We start from the raw sequence: 25,925 nt of genomic DNA, 5'->3' as shown, positions 1-25,925 counted from the left end.
CTCATGTCCGTTCCCGGAATCAATGTTTCTAATATTCTAAAAGACCATCCGGAATTAGGTTTAAAACTTATCGCAGGAGAGAATGGACTCCAAAACCGAATCCATAGTTCTGAGATCAATAGACCTGGTCTTTCTCTCACCGGCTTCTACGAAAGTTTTGCCCATGATCGTATCCAAATTTTTGGAAAAGGGGAATGGGCCTATATCACTTCCAAAGAGGGCGAGGATATGGAAAAGCTCGCCGCTGATTTTTTCCATTTTCATTTAAACTGTATTATATTCACTCACGGAAATGTTCCTCCTCCCATCTTTGTAGAATACTGCGATCGTCTGAATATTCCCCTTTTGGGTTCGGATGTTTCTACTCATAAGTTCATCACGCTTATTTCTCAAATTTTGGACAGAAGTCTGGCACCCAGAACCATGAGACATGGGGTTCTAATCGAGGTATTCGGGATTGGGATACTTCTCTCAGGTAAGAGTGGAGTAGGAAAAAGTGAAACTGCACTCGAACTCATAGAAAGAGGCCACAGACTAGTAGCAGATGATATGGTCGAGATCAGAAGACTTTCGGAAAGTTATCTGATAGGAACCTGTTCGGACCTTCTGCGTCATCATATGGAAATCAGAGGATTAGGAATTTTGAATATAAAAGATATATTCGGGATCGGGTCCGTAAGAGACCATAAACTAATCGAACTTATCATCCATTTGGAAGAATGGACGGAAGAAAAAGAATTCGACCGGACCGGGCTCGAAAACAGAACGGAAGAAGTTTTAGGTGTAAATATTCCTTTAATCAAACTTCCTGTTCGACCAGGAAGAAATATTCCGATTATCGTAGAGACCGCCGCAATGAACCAAAGATTGAAAAAACTTGGAAAGAATGCGGCGGCTGAATTCAGTCAAAAATTAAATATATATTTGCAGCAAGGAAAAGTTGAAAGAAATCCACCTCAAAATTAACGAAAACGGCGCAGGGATGCACGCTCGTCCCGCCTCTGTCTTTGTGAATTGCGCGGCAAAATACTCCTGCGAAGTTCTAGTCTCCAAAGACGGGGTGGAAGTGAACGGTAAAAGTATCATGGGACTCATGATGCTTGCCTTAGCGCCCGGTCAGGAATTTTCCATCAAAACAGAAGGCGTCCAGGAAGAGGAAGCCGCAGATGCATTAGCCAAATTGGTGGAAGGCGATTTTGCGATATGAAATGGTTTCCATTCCGGGTAGAGGAAGAGAATCGATATTATCTTCGAGACCTTCTCATTTTATCTGGAGTGATCTTCATTGCCGTTCTTTCAGCGGAAATCATCCATTTCAGAAATTCTGAAAATATAGATATAGTAGATCGGATATTGATCTACGTTTATTATACAGTTCCATTAGTCGTTTTATTCCTGATCCTTTCCTATTTTTATAGGAATCGTAGGAATTTAGAAACCGGAAGGCTTAAAAGTTCCATTCGTTATAGACTTTCTCTTTCATTTTTGTTTATCGCAATGCTTCCTTCTTTTCCGGTGTTCTTACTCACCTCGAATGTGATTGGAAGAGTATTCGAAGGATTTTACGGTTTAGATATTGCCCAGGCTTTGGAAGCAGGGGACCATTTTGTCCGGAAAGAATTGGATCTAGAAAAAAGAAATCTATTAGAAAAAGCTAAACTATTCAGAAATCTTGTCCAAAGGCAAAATCCAAACCCGAATCTACTAACGAATCGCGCAAATGAGTTGGATCTGATTTCTAATCCAAATTATTATGTGGGATGGTATGATAATAATACGGCCATACTAGAAAACAGATCCTTGAAGTTAGCGATTTCTCCGCAGGAATTTACAAGCTTTGGTATAGAAGGTATTTCCGAAAAACTGGCTCTGAACCAAAATTTGGGATTTTATCTACTTAAAATAGATTCATTAAATCCTACGAAATTTCTTATATTAGGAAAACGTGTTTTTCAGGGAGAGGAAGCCAGGGCGTATTCCTTTATCAATACCAGGAAAAACTATATCACCGCGGATCTAGCAAAGGAAAAACTTCCTTATGAAGTCAGGCTTACCATTACTTTACTGACCGTGTTTGCATTTTTACTCTCCATCTTCTTCTCTCTTGTATTTGCCCGAAAAATCTCTAGGCCTATCATAGATCTTGCAAATGCGACTCAAAAAGTTTCCTTAGGAGATACAGATATCAATCTTCCCCTTACGGAAGGTGGCGAGATAGGAGCATTAGTAGAATCTTTTAACCAAATGGTGAAGGACCTAAAGTCCAAAAATGAGGAATTGATGCATTCTCAACGGATTGCGGCTTGGAAAGAAGTGGCGCAAAGAATGGCTCATGAGATCAAAAATCCGTTAACTCCTATCCAGCTCTCCGCAGAAAGAATACGCAGAAAATTAAACTCCGAAGTTCCGGAAGAATTCCAAGAGATCGTCACCAAAGGAAGTGAAACGATAGTCGGTCAGGTAAAAATTTTGGAACATCTAGTAAATGAATTCTCTGAATTTGCCAGAATGCCAGCACCTAGACTCATTAACCAACATTTGGAGCCTGTAGTATTAGAAAGTGCAAAACTTTTCGAACATACTCCAGGCATCCACATAGAACTGAACTTCGCCAAAAATTTGCCTGAAATCTTTTTGGACAAAAAACTGTTTTTAGGGATCATGAACAATCTTTTCAAAAATGCAGTGGAAGCCATCGAAAAGAGAAGGCAAAGAGGTGACTCTAGTCTCTTTCAAGGAAAAGTTCGTATTTCTACCGTATTAGAAAAAAGGATTATGAGACGTTCTGTGGTTTTACTTGTGGAAGATAATGGGATCGGAGTTTCTCCCGAATATAGATCCAAGGTTTTTGAACCGTACTATTCTACCAAGGAAGAACATGTCTCAGGAATTGGGCTCGCAATCGTCCAGAAAACTGTGATCGATCATAATGGTCATATTTCTATGGACTCTTCCGAATTAGGCGGATGTAAATTTAGGATAGAACTCCCGGTAGCTTAATGAGAATATTCATAGTAGATGACGAACCGGAAATCCGTAAATCTCTCCAAGATATTTTGGGGGACGAGAATTACGAAGCGGAACAATTCTCTTCCGGCAAAAACTTCTTAAAACATCTTAAGATAGAAAGACCAAGTTTAGTTTTATTAGACGTTTGGCTCGGAAAGGAAGACGGACTCGCGATCCTAGACGAAATCAAAAAAATATATCCCACCGTCCCAGTCGTTATGATCTCAGGGCATGGAACCATAGAACTCGCGGTACAAGCCACCAAAAAGGGCGCATTAAACTTTTTAGAAAAGCCATTATCTATCGCAAAAGTTTTAGAAGCTGTAGAAGAAGCATTAGTATATTCGGAAAAATCGGAAGCTACTGAAATTAAACTAGAATCCGATGAAATTTTAGGAAATTCTCCGGCTATACAAAAAGTGAAATTTTCCATCGCGCAAGCAGCGGCAACGAACGCAAGGGTGTTTATCTATGGGGAAAATGGAACTGGAAAGGAATTAGTCGCTAAAACTATATTCAAAAATTCTAAACGAAAAGACCAACCTTTCGTAGAGGTTAACTGTGCCGCACTTCCCGAAGAATTGATAGAATCGGAACTTTTCGGTTATGTAAAAGGAGCATTCACAGGTGCTACTGATACAAGGATCGGAAAATTCGAAGCCGCCAACGGAGGTACCTTATTTCTGGATGAGATCTGCGATATGTCCTTATCCACACAAGCAAAGGTGCTTCGTATCTTACAAGAACAAAGATTCGAAAAGTTGGGAAGTACAGAACAAGTATCTGTGGACGTTAGAATTATCGCCGCCACTAATATCCCGGTGGAAGAAGCAATCAAGGAAGGAAAGTTCAGAGAAGATTTATATTATCGGTTGAACGTAATTCCGATCGTAATCCCTCCTTTAAGAGATCGTAAATCCGATATTCCACTTTTAGTAGATCATTATGTAAGGCAAACGATCGCTGAAAATAATCTTACTCCCAAAATTATTGAGAAGGAAGCAGTTTCTATTTTGGAAAACCATTTTTGGCCGGGAAATATCAGAGAATTAAAGAACGTAATCGAAAGACTTTGTATTATGACCGTAAGTGATATTATACGTGCCCAAGATGTGAAGGATTCCATGACCGGTTTCGTAAAAGCAAACGACCTGGTGGAAAAAGGGGACTTCAAAAAAGCGAAAGAAGAATTCGAAAAACAGTATATTCTAAAAACGCTACAGACTAACGAAGGAAATGTTTCCAAGACCTCAAAAGCACTCGGAATAGAAAGGTCACACTTATATAGAAAAATGAAATCCTTAGGAATTCAGGCGGAGGATATCCATGACTAAGCCTGGAGTATTTCAGGAATTAAAAGGCATTCTACAGGACTTTAAATTTTTAGTCCAAAAAGGAGAATTTCCCATCTTACGCAGACAGGGAGAAAAGGATCCCCAAGATCTGGAGTTGGAATGGAAAGATTCCTGGAATTGGTCCTCTCTTGGCTCTAAAAAAGAAAAGGAATCCTCCGTGCCTGGGATCCAAATGAGGATCCCACCGAAAAAAGAAGACCGAAACTTTTCCTGCAAACTTTGTCCGGATCGCCTTAGCGCTATCCGACATTTTATCATCCGAGGTAGAAAGAAAATATTAGTACTTCATTATACTGGTGAAACAATTTCCGGAAAGGAATCCTATGTAAAAACTTCTCCTTTAAAAATTTTCAGGACCAGCGAAGCGGAAGATGTATTCGATAGAATGATCCAAAAAGTATTCGGATTCACAATGAAGGAGTTCTATTTTCAAGAATTTCCGGGATGTTTATTTTCCCAAGACAGGTCCGGTGAAGAAGATTGGAAAAGAAGGACTGAGAACTGTAAAGTCCAAGTGCAGGAAACCATCCAAGAAGAAGGGATCCAAGGAATTATACTCTTAGGCGCTGCAGCCACTTTATTTTTCGGAAAAGAAGAAGCTCTCAAACAAATGGGTAAAACTTTGGAATTCCAACTCGGGGTCCCTATGGTAGTACTTCGTTCTCCGGAAGCGATTTTAGCGGCTGAACAAAAAAGAAAATCCAGCAAGGCAGATTCTCCCGAATTCCAAGAAGCCAAAAAAAAGGAAATAGAAGTCAAAGAAAGTATCCTCTCTCAACTTGGGATCTTTCACCAGGAGATTAAAGAAAAAATTTGATCCAATACGCAGAATTAACCTTCGATCTTCCTATCTTAGAGGACACATTCACCTACGAGGTCCCTCCAGGTACCCAAGTCGGAATGAGGGTAGAAGCCAAACTCAGAGGAAGAAAAGAAGAAGGGATCGTATTATCCTTACATCATAATGAACCTAACTACGAGGTTTTACAAGTAGATCGGGTCATAGACAAAACTCCAGTTATCAATGAAGAACAGATTGGGCTCGCATATTGGGTAAAAGAGCAGTATCTCGCTTCTCTTGGGGAATGTATCCACAAGATGATCCCTTCTGGGAGAAGACATTCTAAAGTAAAACTTACAGAAGGACTCACTGCCTCAGAACCCTTTAAATTAAACGAAGAACAAGAAGCTGCTTACCAAAATATAAAATCCGATTTCGGAAAGGATTCCATCCATCTTCTATTTGGAATTACCGGAAGTGGAAAAACGGAAGTTTATCTACATTTAATTCGGGACATTCTCCAGAACTCGAACAAAGGAGTTTTACTCTTAGTTCCGGAGATAGGTCTGACTTATCATATTATTCGTAAATTAGAAGCTGTGTTTCCGGGAGAGATCGCTTTATTACATTCTGCCTTGAAAGTTTCAGAAAGATTCAAAGCATATACGGACCTTCTTCAAGGCAAAAAAAGAATCGCAGTAGGTACAAGATCTGCGGTATTTGCACCCGTCTCAAATTTAGGGTTAGTCATTATAGACGAAGAACATGACGGTTCTTTTAAAGAACATTCTACACCCAGATATCATGCAAGGCAGGTGGCTTTACAAAGATGCAGAACAAATAAAGCAGTTTTAGTTTTGGGATCGGCAACTCCTTCTTTAGAAGTATATCATCTTGCTAAAACCGGAAAGATAGGTTTACAAGTTCTTACAAAAAGACCTGGGACCGCAAAACCTCCGACAGTCAGGATCGAAGAAAATAAAAAAGACGCAAGGCTTCTCGGTTCTGAACTTACATTTGCGATCAAACAGAGATTGGATAAAAAAGAACAGGTCATTCTTCTTTTAAACAGAAGGGGATACAGTCCTCTCATTTATTCCGAAAAGGAAAAAACATACATTCCTTGTCCGAATTGTACGTCTCATCTATGCTATCATAAAAAAGGTACCGTTATCTGTCACCTCTGTGGTTTTTCAGATTCTCTCCAAAGATTAGAAACTAAATTGGGAGAAAAATTAGTAATGATGGGAACTGGTACCCAAAAGTTAGAAGAATTTCTATTAGAAACTTTTCCAGGTGCAAAGGTAGAACGTCTAGATCAAGATTCTATCCAAGACAAAAGTGTTCTTACCGACGTGATCGGAAGATTGGTAGATGGTGAGATAGATATTCTCACAGGAACACAAATGATCTCCAAAGGATTAGATGCTGCACGAGTCACTCTAGTTGGAGTTTTAAACGCGGGAATTGGTTTAGGTCTTCCGGATTTTAGAGCTGGAGAAAGAGTATTTTCTCTTTTGACTCAAGTAGCTGGAAGAGCAGGGCGATCCGATCTAGCGGGAGAAGTTTTGATTGAAACAAATACAGTAGATCATCCGATCATTCGAATGGCATTAGACCAAGACTATATTCGATTTTACGAATCGGAGATCAAAACAAGAGAGGAACTTTTTTATCCGCCATTCTCCAGATTGGTTCGTATCTTATCCAGGTCCAAAGACGAAAGTCTTTCTCTTAAAACCATTGAAGAAGTGCATCAAGTCCTAAAAAAACATTTGCCTGAACCAAATACAGTTGTGTTAGGTCCTGCTCCTTGTCCTTTTTATAAAATAGATGCAAACTTCAGAAATCATATACTGATCAAAACGACAGTGCAGAATAAATGGAGAGAGATCCTAAAAAAAGAGATCCGACCTCTTAAAATTTCTAAAAACGTTTACCTGGAATTGGATTTTGATCCATTGGATCTTGTTTAATGAAAATCGCATTTTTTGGGACCCCGGAACCTTCTGCCAAACTCTTGCAGGCACTACTGCAAGAGCCAGAGATCCAAGTACAATTCGTAGTCACAAATCCGGATCGCCCAAAGGGTAGAAGTAAAACCCCTATCCCAAGTCCGGTAAAGGATATTGCAATTTCTGCAAATCTTCCAGTCTTCCAATACGAATCCATAAAAAAGGAAAAAGAAGAAGCTCTCCAAACCTTTTCCAAGTTCGATGCGGAGCTCTATGTTGTATTTGCTTACGGATCTATTCTACCTAAAGAAATTTTCTCTCATCCTAAATTCGGTTCTATCAATCTACATGGATCGATTCTTCCCGATCTAAGAGGGGCATCTCCAGTCCAAACTTCTCTTTGGAAGGGTTATACTAAAACAGGGATCAGTATCCAATACCTGGGAGAAAAAATGGACGAAGGAGATATTATCTCCATCCAAGAAGTAGAAATAGACCTGGAAGATGATACAGGAACCCTCATGGAAAAAATCACCCAAGCTGGGATCCAAAGCCTAATTCCACTTTTAAAAGGCCCCCGAGCAATTACCTTCGAGGCCTCTCCACAAGATCATTCCAATGCAACTTATTGTACTAAAATCCAGGCAGAAGATCGAGTCCTGGATCTAAAACTTTCTGCCGAGGAATTGCATAATCGAATTCGTGCATTAAGTCCAGATCTGGGCGGATATTGCAGTTTCAGAGGCAAACGTTTGATTTTATGGAAAACAAGACCTGTGGATTTTTCCGAAACGACGATAGAGTCAGGCAAATTGAAACGAATGGACAAAAAGGCCCTTATTTTCCAGTGTGGAGATGGCCGTTTCTTAGAGATCCTTTCCGTCCAACCGGAAAATAAGAACAGAATGACTGTTGCAGATTTCATGAACGGTTTCCGTATTTCGGACGAGGATCGTTTCGAGTGACCAAGGAAGAACTCCGCTCTAAATATCTCCCTATCGGGGGTTACTTTTTTTTCATCGCATTCGGCTTAGTAGTCTTTTTCATAGCCGCCTTCTTAGTAGTATTCGTTCGTACGAAAAGTGCCACCATGGTGGTCATGCCTGATGTAGTAGGTAAACCGTACAACGAAGTCCATAACGAATTAATGCGTCTCCAGCTGAAAGTCAGATTGGAGTCCAAACGTTATCCGGACAAAACAGATGGTATCATCATCTACCAATCCATTCGTCCCGGAAGAGAAGTAGAAGCAGGTTCCAAAGTTTCTCTTACTGTCAATATCGGTTTAGACCGAATCGATATGCCCAACCTAAAAGGGCAAAGTTTGGTCTCCGCCAAAAACTCCATGGAAAAAGTTCTTTCGGGAGAAACTTACGTTTCTTTAACATTGGGTGGGATCACCTATGTGGAAGTAAAAGAAGGAGAACAACCTGATACAGTAGTGGACCAAATCCCGGAAGCAGGTAAAAATATCACCGCTGGTGAAAAAGTATTCTTACTAGTTACAAAACCTTCTACCAAGAAAAAAGAAGGAGAGCCCCAAGCAGGATTAGAATTTAAACCTGGTGATTCTTTTGCATTCGCTCAAAGAGCTCTAGTAAGGGCAAAAATTTCCTCCAAGGCAGAAGTGGTTGTAACCAAATTTCGTCCTGATAATGGAAAGATTGAATCTGTCCAAAAAGTAGGAAACGAATACAAGTTTAAGGTATTTTATTTCGAGCCGGAAGATAGGGTAGAAAGCGGATATGAAAGTTTCGTTTATGAGGCTCCTGAAAACGGAACGTATTCTTTGATCGTAAAAGATCAAAACGACGAAACCAAACAAGTGGAAATCAGCGCTCCCACAATCTACCAAGAGGGAGAAAAAATCCAAACCGTCTTTTACAGAACAGGAGATGTGACTCTGGTTCTTTTGGACGATAAAGGTTCGAAAGTAAAATCCAAAGACTACGAGAACGAATTTTGAAAATCTCCGCTTCTATTTTAGCCACCCAACTTACAGCACTTGCAAATACAGTTCCTGATTTTAAAAAAGAAGGAATCGACCTAGTCCATATGGACGTGATGGACGGAAATTTTGTGCCTCAGATCAGCTTCGGAGAAGCGGTCAATAAAGAGATCAAAGCAATGACCCAAATCCCACTGGACGTTCATCTCATGGTGGAGAAGCCTGAAAATCACGTTCACAAATATTACGAGCTGAATCCTTACTGCATTACTTTCCATGCGGAAACTACTCGTTTTCCGATTCGTTTAGCTCAGGAAATAAAGAAGAATGGACCGAAAGTAGGGGTTTCTCTGAACCCTGGGACTCCAGTTTCTGCATTGGAAACGCTTCTACCTTATATTGATCTAGTACTCATAATGACTGTCGAGCCTGGATTCTACGGGCAAAAATTCGTGGATGGGGGAATGGACAAGATCAGAAAAGTCAAGTCACTCATCTCCAATCACCCGATCGAACTGGAAGTAGATGGGGGAGTCAATGATACAAATATCAAAGAACTCGCCCAAGCCGGAGTGGATATTTGTGTTGTGGGAGCGGGTTTATTCAAATCCGGAGACCCAAGCGAGAATGGGATCCGCTTAAAAAGTCTAGTAAAGTAATACTGCTATTAAATATTGACAGTCCCGCTTTCCGCGAAATTATGGCGTATTAGGGCAAACTCATGCAGTAAGCCCATCCTTATTTATTCGAAGGAATTTTACTTTGGTTAAGATCAGACTACAAAGAACCGGAGCCAAAAACAACCCTCACTACCGAGTAGTGGCTGCAGATAGCCATTCTCCTAGAGACGGTAAATTTATCGATATTCTTGGACACTATCACCCAGCAGAGGTGAAAAGCCAAACAGTCCTGGATAAAGAGAAAATTTTAGGCTGGCTCAGCAAAGGTGCTCAACCTACCGGAACCGTTCTGAACCTCATTAAACACGAGGGGATCTGGGCGGAATATAAACAATCTCTGAAGAAGTAATGGAAGAGCTGATCCGCTATATCGTTACTTCTCTAGTAGATCATCCGGAGGAGATTTCCGTAAAGGAAATCGAGGGCGACGAACAAACCGTCCTAGAACTCCGGGTTTCCCCGAAGGATGTGGGAAAAGTGATCGGCAAGAATGGTAGGATCGCTAAGTCCTTAAGAGCGATCTTAACCGCAGCCTCCATCAAAGCCGGAAAAAATTTCTCCTTAGAAATTATTGACTGAGACTCGTATCCTAACCGGACATTTAGGAAAACCCTTCGGACTGAAGGGTTTAGTCCGACTGGTTGCAGAGGATAGTTCCGTTCCGGGGCTCAAATTTCCAATCCAAGCTACCCTAGAATATTCCTCCAGGGAACCAATACCTGTAAAGATCCTGAAAGCAACCCTACAAGCAGGAAAGATACTTTTACAATTAGAAGGTATCAATTCTCCGGAAGAAGCTTCTTCCTTAACTGGTGGAAAACTGTATATCGATCGTTCTCATTTTCCCAAATCCAAAAACGAAGAATATTATCTATTCGAGTTAAAAGGTCTGAAAGCAATTGCCGAAGACGGAAAGGAACTCGGATGGGAATTAGTGGACATTCTAGAAAATCCGGCACATTCTATCTTAGTCTTTGAGACGCAAGATTCCGAGGTCTTAGTTCCTTATGTGGAAAAACATGTAGGAAATATAATCTTAGAAGAAGGTAAGATCGTTCTAAAAAGTCCTGAGGATTGGAATGAAATTTAATTTTATTACCTTATTCCCCGCTAAAGTCCAAGCATACTTTTCCGAAGGACTGCAGGAGAAGGCAATCCAAAAGGGAGTGTTCTCCGTAAACATCGTACATCTGCGGGACTTCTCCAATAATAAACATCTAAAGGTAGACGACACACCTTATGGAGGAGGTCCGGGAATGCTCTTAAAAGTAGAGCCAATCGACCTGGCCTTAAAATCATTGGGAGAAGATAAAGGGGTCGTAATTCTTACCACTCCTTCCGGAATACCATTCGATCAGAACGTTGCAGAAAAACTTTCCAAGCTCGAAAAACCAATCACTCTTATATCAGGATATTATGAAGGAGTGGATCACAGGGTAACAGAGCATCTTGTTGACATAGAACTGTCCCTTGGAAATTATGTAATTTCAGCCGGAGATTTGGCTAGCCTCTGTATTACAGATGCTGTGTCCAGGCTTTTGCCCGGCTTTTTAGGCGACCGAGAGAGCCTGGAAGAAGAATCTCATAACGAAAGGGATGTTTTAGAATATCCACAATATACGAAACCTTCCGAATACAATGGTTGGAAGGTTCCAGAAATTCTCTTGGGCGGAAACCACGCGGCGATAGAATCTTGGCGCAATGCCAATCGAAAGAAAGTCGACCCTGATATTACGAGGAATTTATGAAAGAACTTTTAAAAGGCGGACTTCCTACAGAAGCGAATCGTACCCTTAATTTCAATGTTGGGGATACTGTAAAGGTCCATTATAAAATCCAAGAATCCGGCAAAGAAAGGGTCCAGGTATACGAAGGAGTGGTGATCTCCATCTCCAACGGCGGAAACGGAAAATCTTTCACTGTTCGTAGGATCTCTTACGATGTAGGTGTTGAGAGAGTATTCCCACTTTATTCTCCTCGTATCGCTAAAATTGAACTAGTACGTAAAGGTAAGGTTCGTCGTTCTAAACTGTTCTTCTTAAGAGAACGTTCTGGAAAATCTGCTCGTATTCGCGAGTTGAAAGGCGGAAAAATCTTAGTAGCAGAAGACAGAAAGCGCCAAACCGCTGAAGAAGCAAAAGCTGCTGCTCCTGCTGAAACCGCTGCTGCGGAATAAGAATCTTCTTTAGTTGCGGCGGAATTCTCTGCCGCAATCTCTTCTTCTCCTCCTTTTTACCTTCCCTTAAAACCAATGCCTCTCGCAAATTTCGAACCGGAAGAATTGAAATTTTTTCCAGATCATCTTCCTTGCGGAATAGATGAAGCGGGACGGGGTCCATATGCGGGCCCATTATCTGTGGCAATGGTTTTATTCACACCCGAGGTCCTGGAAAAGATTTATTTGGGACAGATCTTAAAAGGACTGAACGATTCTAAAAAACTCACAGAGTCCAAACGAGAATCTTTATTTCAAGAGATCCAAGAAACTGCCCACAAAACCGCTCACGCATTCTTATCCCACACCTATATAGATCGTTACGGGATCAATAGAGCAGTATTAGAAGGTATACTGAAATGTTATAGAAAGGGCTCCGAAGCTCCGATAGAAAGTACCGGAAGAAAACTTCTGCTCTTAATAGACGGAAATTATAATTTTTCAAAATACAAGGAATCGGAAGAGGTAAAACGCCAGTCTTACTATTATAAAAAAGGGGATTCCAGGATCGCAAGTATCGCGGCCGCATCCATCATCGCAAAAGTAAAACGTGATCGTTTTATGAAAGCGATTGCTTCTAAGTTTCCGGGTTATGGATTCGAAGGGCATAAAGGATATGGAAGTGCGGCACATGAACAAGCAATCCGGGATCTGGGACTAGCAAGAATCCACAGAAGGTCTTTCACTAAAAAATTCCATGCTTCCCATTCCTCCTCCCAACCCGATTGATAAAAACCAAAATCCTCAGGTCCGAAAAACGGATAAGGTCCCAGAATCCCATCAAATTTCTTTCTTAGTCAGTTCTTCTACTAAACTTCAAAATCCAGAATTATTCGAAGGTGAATCCAAAGAAGCTCCATTTTTCAGGGTTTGGGTGAAAGAAGGTACGAAGGACGGAAAGGCAAAACTTCTCTGGAAAGGAGAAACATTAGAAGCGGAAACTAAAACAAGTCTTCTCACAGGAGAACAATTACTTTTATCTCGAACCTTATCCGGTAGCGGTTCCGAATGGAAAATACAGGAAAGGAAACTAACGTTAGAAACGGATGATTCTAAAATTTTTTCTCCTTTGGAAAAAGGACTCACAGGAGTTTTGGAGAAGGTACTACATAAAGAAGAAGGTCCCATCTCCGAAGATAGTATTCTGGCATTTTTGAAGAGCTATTTTCCTCATTTCGAATGGAAAGCGGAGACTCCCTATTTCGAGTGGGAATGGGAGGATGGAAATGCGGAAGCATATTTGGGTGGAACCGATCCGGGTCGAATATTTGTGCTCTTTATGGAGACCAAGGAAGACGGCCCGAGTTTGTACAGATTCCATTGGAAAAAAGAAGATGCATCGGACCTTGTTCTAACCGCTATTTATACTAGTTCTAAATTGTACTTGCATATAGGTCGGAATCGTAAAAAATTTATGCAGTTCTTGGAAGAATCGGGAGTTAGATTCCAGGAACTCAGGATACAATATAAGCCCTCTTTACAGAGAAGGGAATGGACTGCGTGAAATTCGGAATCGCCCTAAAGTTTACACCGGACGAGAATAAAGGCCCTAAAATCCTAGCAAAGGGAGAAGGACTTTTAGGTGAAAAGATCAAGGGTGTGGCTAAAAGACACGGAGTTCCGATAGTGGAGGATGCGCCTTTGGCCGAGGCTCTTTCTCCGATACCGGTAGGGCAAGAGATCCCGGAAAATTTATACAGAGCGGTTGCGGGTGTTTTTGCTTTCGTACTCAGCCAAAAAGCGGAAGCAACAAGGGAATTTGAAAAATGAAAAAATTGAACGTGTCCGAATTGAAGCCGGGTATGAGATTTACAAAGCCCGTTTATCTGGACAAAGAAAATCTGTTCATCACTTCTAATACTCCGATCACTGATTCGGACTTGGAACGTTTGAAAAGATTCGGGATCACCGAGGTATTAACCCATGGGGATATCCTAGTAATCGATGTAGATCCTGAAAGATTGGAAACCCAATTAGAGGATTTTATCATCAGCACGATCGTAGACGAGGACCTTCTTCCTTTAAAAGGAATCTACGATAATCTGAACCGTATTAAGGTACAATTTTCCAATCTATTTAAAAACACTTTCGCATTAGTACAAGACGTTTATAGAAAAGTTGCGGATGATAAGATATTCGATTTCGGTCCAGTAAGAGAACAAGGAGAAGCGTTAGCTGACTTTGTAAGGACACATAATAATCTTTCGTATTTAATCCTTGGAATGAATAATCCGGGGTATTATCTATATAATCAGATCACTACTTCCACATTCTATGCTCTTATCATTGGAAAACTTCTGGATTTCTCTCGTCCTAAAATGGTGGATCTTGCGATCTCTTGTCTGGTAGCGGATGTAGGAATGACAAAGGTCCCCGCAACCATTTCCGAAAAAACGGACCAACTCACCGACGAAGAATACAAATCCATTCTAAAACATACGATCATAGGCTACCAGGTACTTACCCAGAGGATCAAAATTAAGAATAGTTTGGCGGTTGTGGCTCTACAACACCATGAACGTTTTGATGGAAAAGGGTATCCTCAAAAGATCGCAGCAACTGCGATAGAGGAGAATGCGAGGATCTATGCAATTGCGGATAATTTTTCCGCTCTTATCACTAACAGACCTCATAGACAAAGAGTACTTCCTCACGAAGCAATCAAATCCATGATCAGTATGGATGTGGGTAAGTTTGATCTGAAAATTGTGCGCACATTTTTGAACCAAGTCTCCTTATACCCCGTGGGTTCTTGCGTGGAACTTTCAGACAAACGAGTAGGGATCGTTCTTGCTGCGAATGCAGATAAACCTTTAAGGCCTTCTATTCGTATTATAAAGGACGAATATGGAACTTTCGTTCGTAACTTGGTCTTAGTGGATTTGGTAAAAGAGAATCATCTATTTATTGTCAAGGCTCTCGATCTTCAGGAAGCAACTGTAACCTCTTAATTTTTTTTGGATCTATACTTCTAAACCCAAAAAGTGTTCTCCATTCTTCTTTTCCGAAACAGGTTTCTGGTATGGGACCTCGCTCCAAAAGAAAAGTACAGAAAGGAAAAGAAGGAGAAAACCTTGCCGCTGGACTTCTTCTCAAGCAAGGTCATAAAATTTTAGAAAGAAACTTCCGGATCCAAAAGGGAGAAATCGACATAATTAGCGAGAAAGAAAACGTCCTGTATTTTACGGAAGTGAAGTACTGGGCTAAAACTTCCCCTATTCACCCCTTGGAAATATTCAGTCAGGCAAAGATCCGAAGAATGAAAACGGCGGCAGCATATTATTTGAGCAGAAACGTTTCGTTTAGAGATCATTTTGTCTCTTTCTCGCTGGCCTTAGTTACCGAAAAAAGGGAACTGAAATATTATCTTCATCTCTTCTAAAACAATCGTTAAGCGATTTCAAAAACGAGTCGATTTTCGAATTGTCTGCGGGTTCTCAAGGATGAGGACCTTAAATCGTTACAAGGAAGTAACTATGAAAAGCATCCAAATTCTCGGCAACTTGGCCGGGTCCGACCCGTTCGGACCAGACCCAGTGATTCTGAGAAAACGAGGAGTTCCGATCAAAAAGCGGAAATTCGAGGACTATAAGAAGAAGATCGAGGACGAAAACTACATTGATTTCGCAATCGATAAGATCGCTATGGAACTCTCGCATTTCCTGTCAAAGTAACCACAAAAATAAAACCGTCGAAAGAACAAATTAGGTTACGGCCCTGTTTTCCGGAGACCATCCGGAATTCAGGAAAACAAGGGCCTCCTCCAAATTCCTCAAAAGCACTTCCTCCGAACCTTCGAGATCCGCAATCGTCCTTGCTACTTTCCTAAAATGGGCCACCTTACGAATGCTGAACTTTTGTAAATTGTTAGCCTTCCAAAAATAAGATTCACATTCCTTGGAAAGTGGAATCATTCTTTCCACTTCTTCTCCTCGTAATCTTCCGTTGTATAATTTACCCGTTTCTCTGAATAATCTTCTGTATTGTATTTCCGAGGCGGATTGGATGGAATCTCGAATAGATTTTAGATTTATCGAAACCTTCTCCCCATCTAAATTTCCTGAAAGGCCCAGATGATAAAATATTTCGATCCGATCCAAAAATGGTCCGCTAAAGGAGGACTGGTAATTCCGGATATTTGAAACACTGCAGTTACATTCTTTTATTAAAGTTTGGTAATATCCGCAAGGACAAGGGTTGGTGGCTCCAATAAACAAAAAAGAAGCAGGGTAGGTCATAGAACCGCTGATCCGGGAAATTGTAATTTTCCCTTCTTCCATTGGTTCTCTTAAGGCTTGTAAATTTTTAGAATGAAATTCCGAAAGTTCATCTAAGAATAAGATTCCATTCCCTGCTAGAGAAACTTCTCCCATTCTTAAGCCGATGGATCCACCAACTAATGAAATATCGGAAGCAGTATGATGAGGACTTCTAAAAGGCCTTTCTACTTCCGTATCGGATAATATTTCTTGTAAGGACCGAATTCCTAATAATTCGATTCCTTCTTTCTCTCGTATCTCGGGAAGAAATCCATGTGCCAATTTCGCGAGCATTGTTTTTCCGGCACCTGGCGGACCGGATAGTAAACAATGATGAAAACCGGCACTTGCAATCTGCACCGCTCGTATTGCGGGCAATTGGCTTTTATGAAATTCGGATTTCCAAGGTAGAACTTCGGATCTGATCCTTATATTTCCTCTTGGCTCGGACTTGATCTCACCCTTTGCCAAGGAAACTAAATCTTTTAGATGAGAAATTGCGTAGATCGGAAATTTGTCTAGAATAGAAGCTTCTTTCCTATTTCCAAAAGGAACAACCGCAGCAGTAAAACCGGTATTTTCCAAACCTGAAAGAATAGGAAGAATTCCTTTCAAAGGTTTTATGGATCCATCCAGTCCCAGCTCGCCTAGGAAAAGAAACTGTTCTAGTTTTTCAGAAGGAATTATCTGACCCGTTAAATATAAAATCCCTGCGGCAATGGGAAGATCTAAGTATGTCCCTTCTTTTTTTCTGCCAGCAGGAGCAAGATGGACCAAAATGTTCTGCAGAGAATATTCAAATCCGCTGTTTTCTATCGCGATCCTGATTCTATCTGAGGATTCCTTTATAGAAGGGCTCGGAAGTCCTGTGATCTGGAACCTTGGAATGCCCCTTTTGATATTGATCTCTACAGATACCGGAAATGGATGTATTCCCTCCAGAGAAGCCCCAAAAAATTTGGTCAGTTTACATGTCTCCATACCGGGACAGGTGCGGAAAAATTCAGGCCTCGCGCTTTTTTTCTAAAAACTAGTTTATCACATCCGGACCTTCAGTAAGTTATGCATGAAATGGTGCGATTCTTCGCTTTTTTATTGGCTCTATTTACTATACAGTGCGGAGCCAGATTGATTAAAAAAGAGAAGTTATTCGAGATCAACGAGCATTACCAAGATAAGATATACAGCCTTAAAAAAGACACAAAAGTCTCCATGACCGAAACTTTTAAGAAGGGAATGTTGGTCCGAATCTACATCGAATCGACTCCTTCCCTGATTAAAGTGAAATGTTTCCCTGCGGACCAAAAAAGGGAACATGCAATCGGCAGGCTGATCGCCTATCAGGTAAACGAAGATTTAGAGAAAAAGACCATCAGTATAGAGGATTTGGATAAGATCGTTGCAAATGAGCTCACGGAATATAAAAAGAAAAAGTAGCCGTCGTTCCCCACTAGGTTCAAGAAGGCATCCCGACGCAGCCGATATTAAATATGTGAAACGGACGATTCTTTGCCTTCCCATTATATCCGCCATGGTGGCTTCTGCTTTATCGGCCGATCCGCTTAAAAATTACGAAAACGCGATCAATGATTACGCGAATAAGGACTCTTCTTTCTTTACGGACAAGGAAGAACGTAAAATCAAACAATTATTCTCCCAATCTCCGGAAGAATGGGAAGAAGACAAATATTCTTCTCTTAGTTATCATAAAGATAAGTCCAATTTGGAACTCCCTTCTTTCATTAGTATCAATCCTATTGTTTCCTCCAAGATAGTTAGCCAGAGCGGCTTTATTATAAAATCTTATATCGTAAAACCTAAGGATACTTTATTCAGGATTGCCAAATCATTAAAAACCACTGCCGCTAAAATTTCAGAAGCAAACGGTTTAAACAAAGGTTCCGTTCTAAAAGTAGGACAGAGCTTAAGTGTTCCAGTAAAAGTGGGAAATGCTTCCCGCCAAAAGATAGAATATAAAAGAGTATTCATCACTCCTGTTTTAGGCGCTAGATTCTCTTCCAGATACGGTAAAAGAAAAGATCCATTCCACACAGGTGGAGGCGGTTACCATACTGGGATAGATATGGCTGGCCCTCAAGGAGCACCAATACTCGCTTCCGCAGATGGTGTGGTAAGTTTTGCCGGAGTCAATGGCGGTTACGGGAACTCAGTTATCATAGACCATCCAAATGGTTATAGAACCATGTATGCGCATTGCGCTAAAATTACAGTGGAAGAGGGAACGAAAGTGAGAGCAGGCACGGTCATAGGTGCCGTAGGTCGTACAGGCTCCGCCACAGGTTCCCATCTCCATTTCGAGGTGTTCTATAACGGAAAAAGGATCAACCCTGAGGTGGCTCTTAGGAAGACCTTAAAAATTGTTACTAACCTGGACCCAGGCAAGGTAGCAAAACTTTAAGCGATCATCTTTCCAAAAGCCGGGACCAATATTTTGGGATCCGGCTTTTTTAGAATGATTCCTTAAAAAATATCCGAAGGGCGCAATGAACGCAATTTTTATCGAATTCAGAAAACATACATTCTATGTTCTGATCCCTGTCGTGATATTTTTTTCCTTCTCTTTGGCATATCTTTGTAGAGGGATCCTTCTACTTTTTCTGACCCCGAATGTGCAAACAGGTTCCTCCACTGCGGCCCCACGAAGACCCGTGGCCGAAAATTCTATCACGGTCGAAATGTCCAAGGAAATGGTAACCGGTTCATTATTTAGGGGAAGTTTGGCTCCTCCTCCTGGTGAAACTCCCGCCGGAGTAGACGGTTCCCCTGGAGCACCTCCGGATACCGGAGAAGGCGAAGAAATGAGAGTTACCGGAACCTTAAGCGGTCACTGGAGTTTTGCCAGAGTAACTATTTTAGAAAAAGGGAAACAAAGCGCGGAAGAATTCGCAATGGGAGATGCAGTGGGCGGATACAAGGTAAAGTCCATTCTTCTCAACCATGTAGTATTGGAAAAAGGGGGGCAGTCTCTCAAAGTGGAGATAGGCCAAACACCTGGAGAAGCCAGGGCCAAATTGGGAGCCCAAGCAGATTCTCCTAGCGGACCGCCTGCAGCGGATACGGTCCGTAAAATTCTGTCCAGACAGGATGTGAATAGAAAATTAGCGAACGTAGCTGAACTTTATAAGGGAAAATTCGGTCCTTATTTGGAAAATAACACGATCGCAGGTTACAAAATTTACAGCATAGGCAGCGATCATATTTTTTATTCTCTGGGAGCTAGAACCGGAGATGTGGTGCGGCGGGTAAACGGAATGCCCTTAAACGATACGGTGAAAATGATGGAGATATGGAATTCCTTGAAAACGGCCGATAAAGTATCCGTAGACGTAGAGAGAATGGGCAAGATATTGTCCTATGAATTCATCATCCGGAATTAAAGATTAAATGCGCAAAATAGATTTACGATCCAGATATTTGAGAAACGCAACATTCGCGTTCTTACTTCTTCTTTCTGTGAACGAAGGTTTACTATCTCAGGCCTCCAAAAAAGGAAGCAAGAGAAGTACTGCCCCAACCGCTGAAGATACGAAAGAAAAAACCTTTTATGCGAACTGGAGAGATACAGAACTTAATGATTTTCTAAAAGGGATGAGCGCGATCCTAAAGAAAAACATTCTATTGGATGAGAGTTTAAAAGGTAAAAAGATTACTATCATTTCCCAAAAAGAGATCCCAATCAAAAATGCATTTCCGTTCATGAAGGCCGTTTTGGAGTCCATGGGATTTGCTATCGTGGAAGAAGTGGATCTGATCACTATCGTAAAATTAAAGGATGCACTTGCAAGATCTCCGTACGTGAGAGTGGGTAAGGAGCCTATCCCGGAAACGGAAGCATTAGACAATCGTATTATCACACAGATCATTCCGGTAGAAAATGTAAAACCGGAAGAATTGGAGCCTATCTTAAAAAGATTAACTTCTCCAAACACTGATATTATCGTTTATAGAAATACGAATACGATCGTACTTTCCGGTTCTACTGCAGATATCAATAAATTACTCACTTTAGTAAATGAGTTGGACGTAAGACCGGACGAGACAAGCCCTGGAGCGGTTGCTTCTGCTGGTGATGTTCATATTTATACATTAGAATTCAGTGAAGCGGAGAAGATTGCCGCTACTCTGATCAAATTGGATAATCCTATCGTAGGAGATCCTCCTGTTGCAAGTGGTGCCCCGGGAGCACCGCCTCCACCTGCTCCAAAAGTAGAAAAGATCAAAGCGGTTGCTCATAAGGAATCCAATTCAGTGATCGTTACTGCAACTGAATCCGAATGGAACGAGATCCGTAAAATTATCCGAGTTTTGGACTCTGCAAGAAAACAAGTATTATTGGAAGTTTTGATCGTAGAACTTTCTTCGACTGATACAAATGACTTCGGTATTGACTGGAGATTCCAAGGGCAGGGTCCTTATAGCCAGTTCAACTCGGGACTTGCCAAAGAAGGAAATATCATTAACTCCAGCGGTAGGATCAACCCGAACCTGAACACGTTATCCGGCTTCTCTCTTGGTTTCGTCCAAGCGGGGGCCCAACAAATCTTAGGGATTTTGAGTGCTAACCAAGGAAATGAGAACTTCAACGTATTATCTGCTCCTCAAGTTTTGACCTTGGACAACCAAGAGGCTGAGATAAACGTAGGACAGGATGTTCCAGTCAGAACCCAAAGCCGTAACGCAGGTTTGGGCGGTGCAAACGCAGTAACGGTGGACAACTATGAATATCGTCCAACAGGTATTAAGTTAAAATTCACTCCACATGTGAATAAGAATAATCGTATTACTTTAGATCTTTTACAAGAGATCAAAAATATCGCCTCTATTGCACTCGCGGGAGGAAACCCTACATTCAATAGAAGGGAAGTAAAAACCACAATCACTATAGATAATAGACAAACGATTGTGATCGGGGGTTTGATCTCCAACGATAAACAAAAACGCCTGATCAAGATCCCGTTACTCGGAGATATTCCTTATCTGGGTTGGATCTTCCGTAGAACTACCGAACAATTAAAAAAGACCAATTTGATGGTTTTTATTACTCCACATATCTTGGACAATCGTGAACTTGCTGATAAGATGACTGTTAAGAAGAAGTTACAACAAGAAAGATACGAAATCGAAAGGGAAAGGGTTCTAAACAAAGAAGCCACCATCAAGGAACGCGGAGAATAAGACAGTGAAAACTCTAGGTGATATTCTTGTAGAAGACGGGGTCATATCCGCCAAGGATCTAGAAGACTCTCTAAAACTACAAAAAAAGAATCATTTACCCCTAGGACATATTCTTCAAAAAAAAGGGATTGCTGGAGAAGTAGACGTTCTCAAGGCAATGGCCCGCCTATACAAAATGGAATTCAGGGAAAAACTGGATTTCAAGGGAATGGAAGAAGTTTACGACCGTATCCCCCTCAAACTCATCCAAAAAAGTAAAATAGTTCCTTTCGAGCTAAATAAGAAGAACGTTAAAATCGCAGTCTCCGATCCTACGGACCTTCACCCGATGGATGATGTACGTTCTGCATTAAAAGAATTTAAAATAGACTTCATACTCGCACCTGAACCTGAGGTGATGAGACTTATCCATTCCCAGTTCGACACTACATCCGCAGCAGCGAAAGATATGTTGAACGAAATGGAAGGTAGTTTCTCGGAACTTGCAGAAGGTTTCGACAACGAGACGATCGACCTTTCAGACGATGCTCCTATCATCAAGATGGTGAACGTGATCCTTTCTCAGGCAGTAAACGAGAGAGCTTCGGATATACACGTAGAACCTTATGAAAAAAGTCTAGTGGTCCGCTACAGGATTGACGGTATTCTTCATAATGTATTAACTCCACCCAAGTCGTACCATGCGGGGATCACTTCTCGTATCAAGATCATGTCCAACCTGAACATCGCAGAGAACAGACTACCACAAGATGGTAGGATCAAACTCAGACTTGCAGGAAAGGATGTAGATATCCGGGTTTCCACAATTCCATGTCAGTTCGGAGAACGTATCGTTATGCGTCTCTTGAACAAAACAGACCAGAAATATTCCTTGGAGACAATGGGATTTTATCCGGATCTTGTTAAAACACTTCGTACTCTTATCTATGAACCTCACGGCATCATCTTAGTAACGGGTCCTACAGGATCCGGAAAATCCACCACATTGTATTCCGCTTTGACCGAGCTGAATACGGAAGAAAGAAATATTATCACCTGCGAAGACCCAGTGGAATATCAGATTGATGGCGTCTCCCAAATGCAGATGCAGGAAAAAATAGGGCTTACATTTGCGACCGGCCTTCGTGCAATTTTACGTCAGGACCCGGACGTGATCATGGTGGGAGAGATCCGGGACGAGGAAACTGCGAGGATCGCAATCCAAGCTTCTTTAACGGGTCACTTAGTATTCTCCACTTTACACACAAACGATGCCGCTTCTGCAGCGACAAGACTTGTGGATATGGGAATTGAACCTTATCTAATCACTTCTACAGTATTGGGATTTATGGCCCAAAGGCTTGTAAGAACTATATGCAAAGAATGTAAAATTTCTTATAAACCAACTCCTCAAGAACTGGAATCCATCGGTATTTCCAAAAAGGATCTGAAAGGTGGAGTCTTGTATAAGGGCAAGGGTTGTTCCCATTGTATGAATACCGGATTTAAAGGAAGAACCGGGGTATATGAACTTCTAATCATAGATAGTAAAATCAAAAATGCGATACTCGCAGGATCCGATACGAATAAGATCAATGATGTTGCTTTAGAAAGCGGATTTGCTACTATGAGAGATTATGGGATCCGAAAAGTATTGGATGGAATCACCACCCCGGACGAAGTTCTAAGGGTTACCTAAGTTTCCTTCCATGGCGCTTTTTACTTATACTGCATTTAACAAAAAAGGAAAGGAAGAGAAGGGGATAATAGACGCCCCCAATATCCAATCCGCGAGAGCAAAACTTAAGAGCAAAGGTTTCTATGTTCGTCAAATTTCCGAAGATGCGGAAAGAAAAGACAGAGAACTTTTTCCATTCTTAGCTAGACTTCTTTATAGAGTTCCTAAAAAAATAATCGGTCTTTTTTCCAGACAATTAGGAACTCTTTTGGGTGCAGGTATTCCTCTAGACAAATCGTTATCCAGTATCATCGAGCAGACTGATCACGAAGTTTTTCGCAAGGTTGTGATCGCAATGCAAGCGGATATTACGGAAGGAAGTTCCTTATCCGATTCGATGAGAAAACATCCGGATATATTTCCGAACCAGTATCCTTCTCTTGTTTCAGTAGGAGAAAGGACAGGTGATTATGAAACCGCGCTCATGCGTCTTGCGGAGATGGAAGAAAAAAACCTACAGCTAAAAGGAAAGGTTACTACCGCACTCGTTTACCCTGGAATTATTTTCTGCCTATTGCAGCTCGTGATCATATTCCTACTCACTACGGTAGTTCCTCAGATCGAACATCTATTCGTAGAATTTAATGCAACACTTCCAGTAATCACACAAATCGTGATCGGAAGTTCCAGAATTCTAACAGGCTATTGGTTTTTGATCTTCCCGCTGATAGGTGCCGGAGTTGTGGGCTTCTTCTTTTATAAATCCACTCCGGAAGGTAAGGAAAAATGGGAGAAGTTCGTTCTCGGGATACCAATCATCCGAACACTCAATAAAAAAGTACTTATATCCAATTTTGCCAGGAACCTAGGAATTCTTCTTACAAACAGGGTTCCTCTCATTATTTCTCTCCAAATTGTAGAACAGATCGTTAACCATTCCGTTTTCGGACAAGAAATACGGAATGCTTGCGATAGAATTCGAGAAGGAGAGAAACTTTCTGCCGCATTCACTGGGTCAGAGATATTGCCGCAACTAGTCATAGGTATGATGTCCGCCGGAGAAGTTTCGGACAGGGTTCCAGAGATGTTGAATAAGCTTGCAGAGATCTACGACCAAGAAGTGGATTCCGCTCTAAAAAATGCGACCCAGGCAATTGAACCTCTAATGCTCGTTTTTATGGGTTTTGCGATCGGTATCATTATGGCAGCGATCATCGTTCCGATGTTCAGCTTGACCCAAAACTTACAAGGTATATAACAATAGAAATAGGAGAACCGACTTTGAAAACGGGAAACAAACGGAGAAAAGGATTCACTCTTATCGAATTAGCGATCGTCGTCGCCATTTTAGGTGCATTGATGACTATCATTCTTGTCAGCGTGGATTTCGGTGGAGTGAGCATCGAGACCGCAAAGATGAAGATCAAAAAAGACAAACAGGAACTTAGATTACATCTAGAAAGATATGCTTCCAAATTCGGAAGTTATCCTAGCGAAGAGCAAGGTCTAGACGCACTAGTAGAAAGACCGACTAACGGAGAAATCCCTGAGACCTGGATCCCTATGGTAAGCAGCAAGGATTCTATCAATGACCCTTGGAAAAACCCATACAAACTCAGATACGATGGAGCGGGCGAGATACAGATTATAACTTATGGTCAGGATAAAGCAGAAGGTGGAGAAGGCCTAAATTCAGACTTTGATATCACTAAAGAAGAACAATATCCGCCACAATTTACTTCTGCATCCGGCGCTAAAAAATAAACTAAAGTGGGTCCAAGAGCGAAAGGCCGGATCCGTTCCGGCTTCACATTGATCGAATTGGGAGTCGCAGTATTCCTGATCGGAGTAATGTTCGCTCTTGTCCTTCCTTCCTTAGTCAATTTGCTCACACCAGGCGCCCAAGAAGAAGCAATGTTATTACATGACGTTGTGAACTTCTGCTTCAGAAGGGCGAAGATCAATCAAAGGACAGTCTATCTTCAATTAAACGTGGACACGGAAACGTATACCATCCTCGACATGGAAAGGGACGAGACCGGTTTAAAGGAAGTTCCAGTATTCCAGGACAGGGAGCTTCCTAGTTCTTCCGCCATTGTAGATGTGATGGATGGACGAGGTTATAGATACAATACCGGAAAGATCCGCATTCCATTCTCTCCTATGGCCGTGGCGGAAGATTTTTATATCCATTTAGGTCCGGATCCGGAGATCACAAGAACACTCATCATCAAACGTTATGGTGGGAAATCGGAAATAGAGGACGGAGAAGTTGTAGTCTCCAAGGAACAATTGGAAGAGTACAAACGTAGCGAGCAATATGGCACGAGTAAGTTTTAAAAGAAAAAATCCTCTTAGAAAGAGACAGGGTTTTACTATTTTAGAAATGACCTTGGCGTTTGCGTTAGCCGCCGGTTGGCTTCTATATGTACTAATGGTGGTTTCGGAAGGAATACGACTTAAAAAAGTGGCAGCACTCCAAATGGAAGCCACTCACTTAGCAAAAATTAAAATGGCCCAGATCGATTCCGCTACCATTCTACAAGCAGACACCAGCTCTGGAGAAATTCCCGGCTACCAAGACTGGAAATTTACTACGATTATAAAAGAAGAGAATTTAGATCTTCTTAAAATGGCAGGAAAGGATAGCGGCAAAAAACCCGAGGACCTACTAGGTGGTGCGAACTCCAGCATGAACCAGCTCATCGCCAAAAGAACAGGTAATAACCAAGGTTCTGCAACAGGCGGACTTATCGCTGTATTTCATATTTATGTAACGATAGAATATCCTACAGGTGGAAGGGATAACCAAGGAATTCCAGTAAAGGAACAATACACGATCGAGACCTATAAGGCCAGGATGAACTGAT

At 41.4% G+C, this 25,925-nt stretch carries 30 protein-coding genes; 29 read left to right on the top strand and 1 reads right to left on the bottom strand.

What is annotated here, in order from left to right:
* The first annotated feature begins 3 nt into the window (after nt 1-3).
* From hprK to CH365_RS00295, 20 genes are all read left to right on the top strand, one after another.
* Entirely contained in the window at nt 4-966 is a 963-nt protein-coding gene (hprK, locus tag CH365_RS00390) for an HPr(Ser) kinase/phosphatase (protein WP_086448715.1), read from the top strand.
* The gene (locus CH365_RS00385; RefSeq protein ID WP_208861138.1) at nt 941-1,207 is read left to right on the top strand and encodes an HPr family phosphocarrier protein; all 267 of its coding nucleotides are present in this window, start codon (nt 941-943) and stop codon (nt 1,205-1,207) included. The genes hprK and CH365_RS00385 overlap by 26 nt, the downstream gene beginning before the upstream one ends.
* Nucleotides 1,204-3,000 (top strand): LIC_11548 family sensor histidine kinase, encoded by a 1,797-nt coding sequence (locus CH365_RS00380; RefSeq protein WP_100766634.1) that lies wholly within the window; start codon nt 1,204-1,206, stop codon nt 2,998-3,000. Before CH365_RS00385 ends, CH365_RS00380 begins: the two co-directional genes overlap by 4 nt.
* Nucleotides 3,000-4,343, top strand: coding sequence for a sigma-54-dependent transcriptional regulator (locus CH365_RS00375; protein WP_100766633.1), 1,344 nt, complete (start codon nt 3,000-3,002; stop codon nt 4,341-4,343). The genes CH365_RS00380 and CH365_RS00375 overlap by 1 nt, the downstream gene beginning before the upstream one ends.
* Complete coding sequence (locus CH365_RS00370; protein WP_100766632.1) at nt 4,336-5,181, top strand: hypothetical protein; 846 nt, start codon at nt 4,336-4,338, stop codon at nt 5,179-5,181. Before CH365_RS00375 ends, CH365_RS00370 begins: the two co-directional genes overlap by 8 nt.
* A complete protein-coding gene (priA, locus tag CH365_RS00365) occupies nt 5,178-7,121 on the top strand; it encodes a replication restart helicase PriA (RefSeq protein WP_100766631.1) in 1,944 nt (647 codons plus the stop codon). The genes CH365_RS00370 and priA overlap by 4 nt, the downstream gene beginning before the upstream one ends.
* Nucleotides 7,121-8,065 carry a methionyl-tRNA formyltransferase gene (gene fmt, locus CH365_RS00360; protein WP_100766630.1) on the top strand — a complete coding sequence of 315 codons (945 nt, stop codon included), beginning with the start codon at nt 7,121-7,123 and terminating at the stop codon, nt 8,063-8,065. Before priA ends, fmt begins: the two co-directional genes overlap by 1 nt.
* Entirely contained in the window at nt 8,062-9,066 is a 1,005-nt protein-coding gene (locus CH365_RS00355) for a PASTA domain-containing protein (RefSeq protein ID WP_100766629.1), read from the top strand. The genes fmt and CH365_RS00355 overlap by 4 nt, the downstream gene beginning before the upstream one ends.
* A complete protein-coding gene (rpe, locus tag CH365_RS00350; RefSeq protein WP_100766628.1) occupies nt 9,063-9,707 on the top strand; it encodes a ribulose-phosphate 3-epimerase in 645 nt (214 codons plus the stop codon). Before CH365_RS00355 ends, rpe begins: the two co-directional genes overlap by 4 nt.
* 103 nt (nt 9,708-9,810) lie before the next feature.
* Nucleotides 9,811-10,077, top strand: coding sequence for a 30S ribosomal protein S16 (gene rpsP / locus CH365_RS00345; protein WP_100766627.1), 267 nt, complete (start codon nt 9,811-9,813; stop codon nt 10,075-10,077).
* Complete coding sequence (locus tag CH365_RS00340; protein WP_008591501.1) at nt 10,077-10,307, top strand: KH domain-containing protein; 231 nt, start codon at nt 10,077-10,079, stop codon at nt 10,305-10,307. Before rpsP ends, CH365_RS00340 begins: the two co-directional genes overlap by 1 nt.
* Nucleotides 10,300-10,818 (top strand): ribosome maturation factor RimM, encoded by a 519-nt coding sequence (gene rimM / locus CH365_RS00335; protein ID WP_100766626.1) that lies wholly within the window; start codon nt 10,300-10,302, stop codon nt 10,816-10,818. Before CH365_RS00340 ends, rimM begins: the two co-directional genes overlap by 8 nt.
* Nucleotides 10,808-11,476: a tRNA (guanosine(37)-N1)-methyltransferase TrmD gene (trmD, locus tag CH365_RS00330; RefSeq protein WP_100766625.1), complete on the top strand. Its 669-nt coding sequence runs from the start codon at nt 10,808-10,810 to the stop codon at nt 11,474-11,476. The genes rimM and trmD overlap by 11 nt, the downstream gene beginning before the upstream one ends.
* Nucleotides 11,473-11,904 carry a 50S ribosomal protein L19 gene (rplS, locus tag CH365_RS00325; protein ID WP_100766624.1) on the top strand — a complete coding sequence of 144 codons (432 nt, stop codon included), beginning with the start codon at nt 11,473-11,475 and terminating at the stop codon, nt 11,902-11,904. Before trmD ends, rplS begins: the two co-directional genes overlap by 4 nt.
* 75 nt (nt 11,905-11,979) lie before the next feature.
* Nucleotides 11,980-12,672 (top strand): ribonuclease HII, encoded by a 693-nt coding sequence (locus CH365_RS00320; protein ID WP_100766623.1) that lies wholly within the window; start codon nt 11,980-11,982, stop codon nt 12,670-12,672.
* The gene (locus CH365_RS00315; RefSeq protein WP_100766622.1) at nt 12,641-13,447 is read left to right on the top strand and encodes a hypothetical protein; all 807 of its coding nucleotides are present in this window, start codon (nt 12,641-12,643) and stop codon (nt 13,445-13,447) included. Before CH365_RS00320 ends, CH365_RS00315 begins: the two co-directional genes overlap by 32 nt.
* Nucleotides 13,435-13,713, top strand: coding sequence for an EscU/YscU/HrcU family type III secretion system export apparatus switch protein (locus tag CH365_RS00310; protein WP_208653427.1), 279 nt, complete (start codon nt 13,435-13,437; stop codon nt 13,711-13,713). Before CH365_RS00315 ends, CH365_RS00310 begins: the two co-directional genes overlap by 13 nt.
* Entirely contained in the window at nt 13,710-14,894 is a 1,185-nt protein-coding gene (locus tag CH365_RS00305) for an HD-GYP domain-containing protein (protein WP_100766621.1), read from the top strand. The genes CH365_RS00310 and CH365_RS00305 overlap by 4 nt, the downstream gene beginning before the upstream one ends.
* A gap of 71 nt (nt 14,895-14,965) precedes the next feature.
* On the top strand, nt 14,966-15,325 hold the full coding sequence (locus CH365_RS00300) for a YraN family protein (protein ID WP_100766620.1): 360 nt from the start codon (nt 14,966-14,968) through the stop codon (nt 15,323-15,325).
* A gap of 94 nt (nt 15,326-15,419) precedes the next feature.
* Entirely contained in the window at nt 15,420-15,617 is a 198-nt protein-coding gene (locus CH365_RS00295; RefSeq protein WP_008590301.1) for a hypothetical protein, read from the top strand.
* Nucleotides 15,618-15,647: 30 nt separating this feature from the next.
* On the opposite strand, the gene CH365_RS00290 is transcribed toward CH365_RS00295, so the two are convergent.
* The gene (locus CH365_RS00290) at nt 15,648-17,183 is read right to left on the bottom strand and encodes a YifB family Mg chelatase-like AAA ATPase (RefSeq protein ID WP_100766619.1); all 1,536 of its coding nucleotides are present in this window, start codon (nt 17,181-17,183) and stop codon (nt 15,648-15,650) included.
* An 81-nt stretch (nt 17,184-17,264) separates the two neighbouring features.
* On the opposite strand from CH365_RS00290, the gene CH365_RS00285 reads away from it, so the two are divergent.
* The 9 genes from CH365_RS00285 (at nt 17,265) to CH365_RS00245 (ending at nt 25,924) form a co-directional block, all read left to right on the top strand.
* Nucleotides 17,265-17,639 carry a type II secretion system-associated lipoprotein gene (locus CH365_RS00285; RefSeq protein ID WP_100766618.1) on the top strand — a complete coding sequence of 125 codons (375 nt, stop codon included), beginning with the start codon at nt 17,265-17,267 and terminating at the stop codon, nt 17,637-17,639.
* A complete protein-coding gene (locus tag CH365_RS00280) occupies nt 17,608-18,621 on the top strand; it encodes a M23 family metallopeptidase (protein ID WP_425268526.1) in 1,014 nt (337 codons plus the stop codon). Before CH365_RS00285 ends, CH365_RS00280 begins: the two co-directional genes overlap by 32 nt.
* An 85-nt stretch (nt 18,622-18,706) precedes the next feature.
* Nucleotides 18,707-19,600, top strand: coding sequence for a general secretion pathway protein GspC (locus CH365_RS00275; protein WP_100766616.1), 894 nt, complete (start codon nt 18,707-18,709; stop codon nt 19,598-19,600).
* 7 nt (nt 19,601-19,607) lie between these two features.
* Nucleotides 19,608-21,398 carry a type II secretion system secretin GspD gene (gene gspD, locus CH365_RS00270; protein WP_100766615.1) on the top strand — a complete coding sequence of 597 codons (1,791 nt, stop codon included), beginning with the start codon at nt 19,608-19,610 and terminating at the stop codon, nt 21,396-21,398.
* 4 nt (nt 21,399-21,402) lie between these two features.
* On the top strand, nt 21,403-23,076 hold the full coding sequence (gene gspE / locus CH365_RS00265) for a type II secretion system ATPase GspE (RefSeq protein ID WP_100766614.1): 1,674 nt from the start codon (nt 21,403-21,405) through the stop codon (nt 23,074-23,076).
* A gap of 10 nt (nt 23,077-23,086) precedes the next feature.
* A complete protein-coding gene (locus CH365_RS00260; protein ID WP_100766613.1) occupies nt 23,087-24,313 on the top strand; it encodes a type II secretion system F family protein in 1,227 nt (408 codons plus the stop codon).
* 23 nt (nt 24,314-24,336) lie between these two features.
* The gene (locus tag CH365_RS00255) at nt 24,337-24,819 is read left to right on the top strand and encodes a type II secretion system protein GspG (RefSeq protein ID WP_100766612.1); all 483 of its coding nucleotides are present in this window, start codon (nt 24,337-24,339) and stop codon (nt 24,817-24,819) included.
* A 48-nt stretch (nt 24,820-24,867) separates the two neighbouring features.
* A complete protein-coding gene (locus CH365_RS00250) occupies nt 24,868-25,395 on the top strand; it encodes a type II secretion system protein (RefSeq protein WP_244282928.1) in 528 nt (175 codons plus the stop codon).
* On the top strand, nt 25,376-25,924 hold the full coding sequence (locus CH365_RS00245) for a prepilin-type cleavage/methylation domain-containing protein (RefSeq protein ID WP_100766611.1): 549 nt from the start codon (nt 25,376-25,378) through the stop codon (nt 25,922-25,924). The genes CH365_RS00250 and CH365_RS00245 overlap by 20 nt, the downstream gene beginning before the upstream one ends.
* Nucleotide 25,925 lies beyond the last annotated feature (1 nt).

Source organism: Leptospira neocaledonica (assembly GCF_002812205.1).
GTDB lineage: Bacteria > Spirochaetota > Leptospiria > Leptospirales > Leptospiraceae > Leptospira_B > Leptospira_B neocaledonica.
This window is presented reverse-complemented; position numbering and strand designations above follow the sequence as displayed.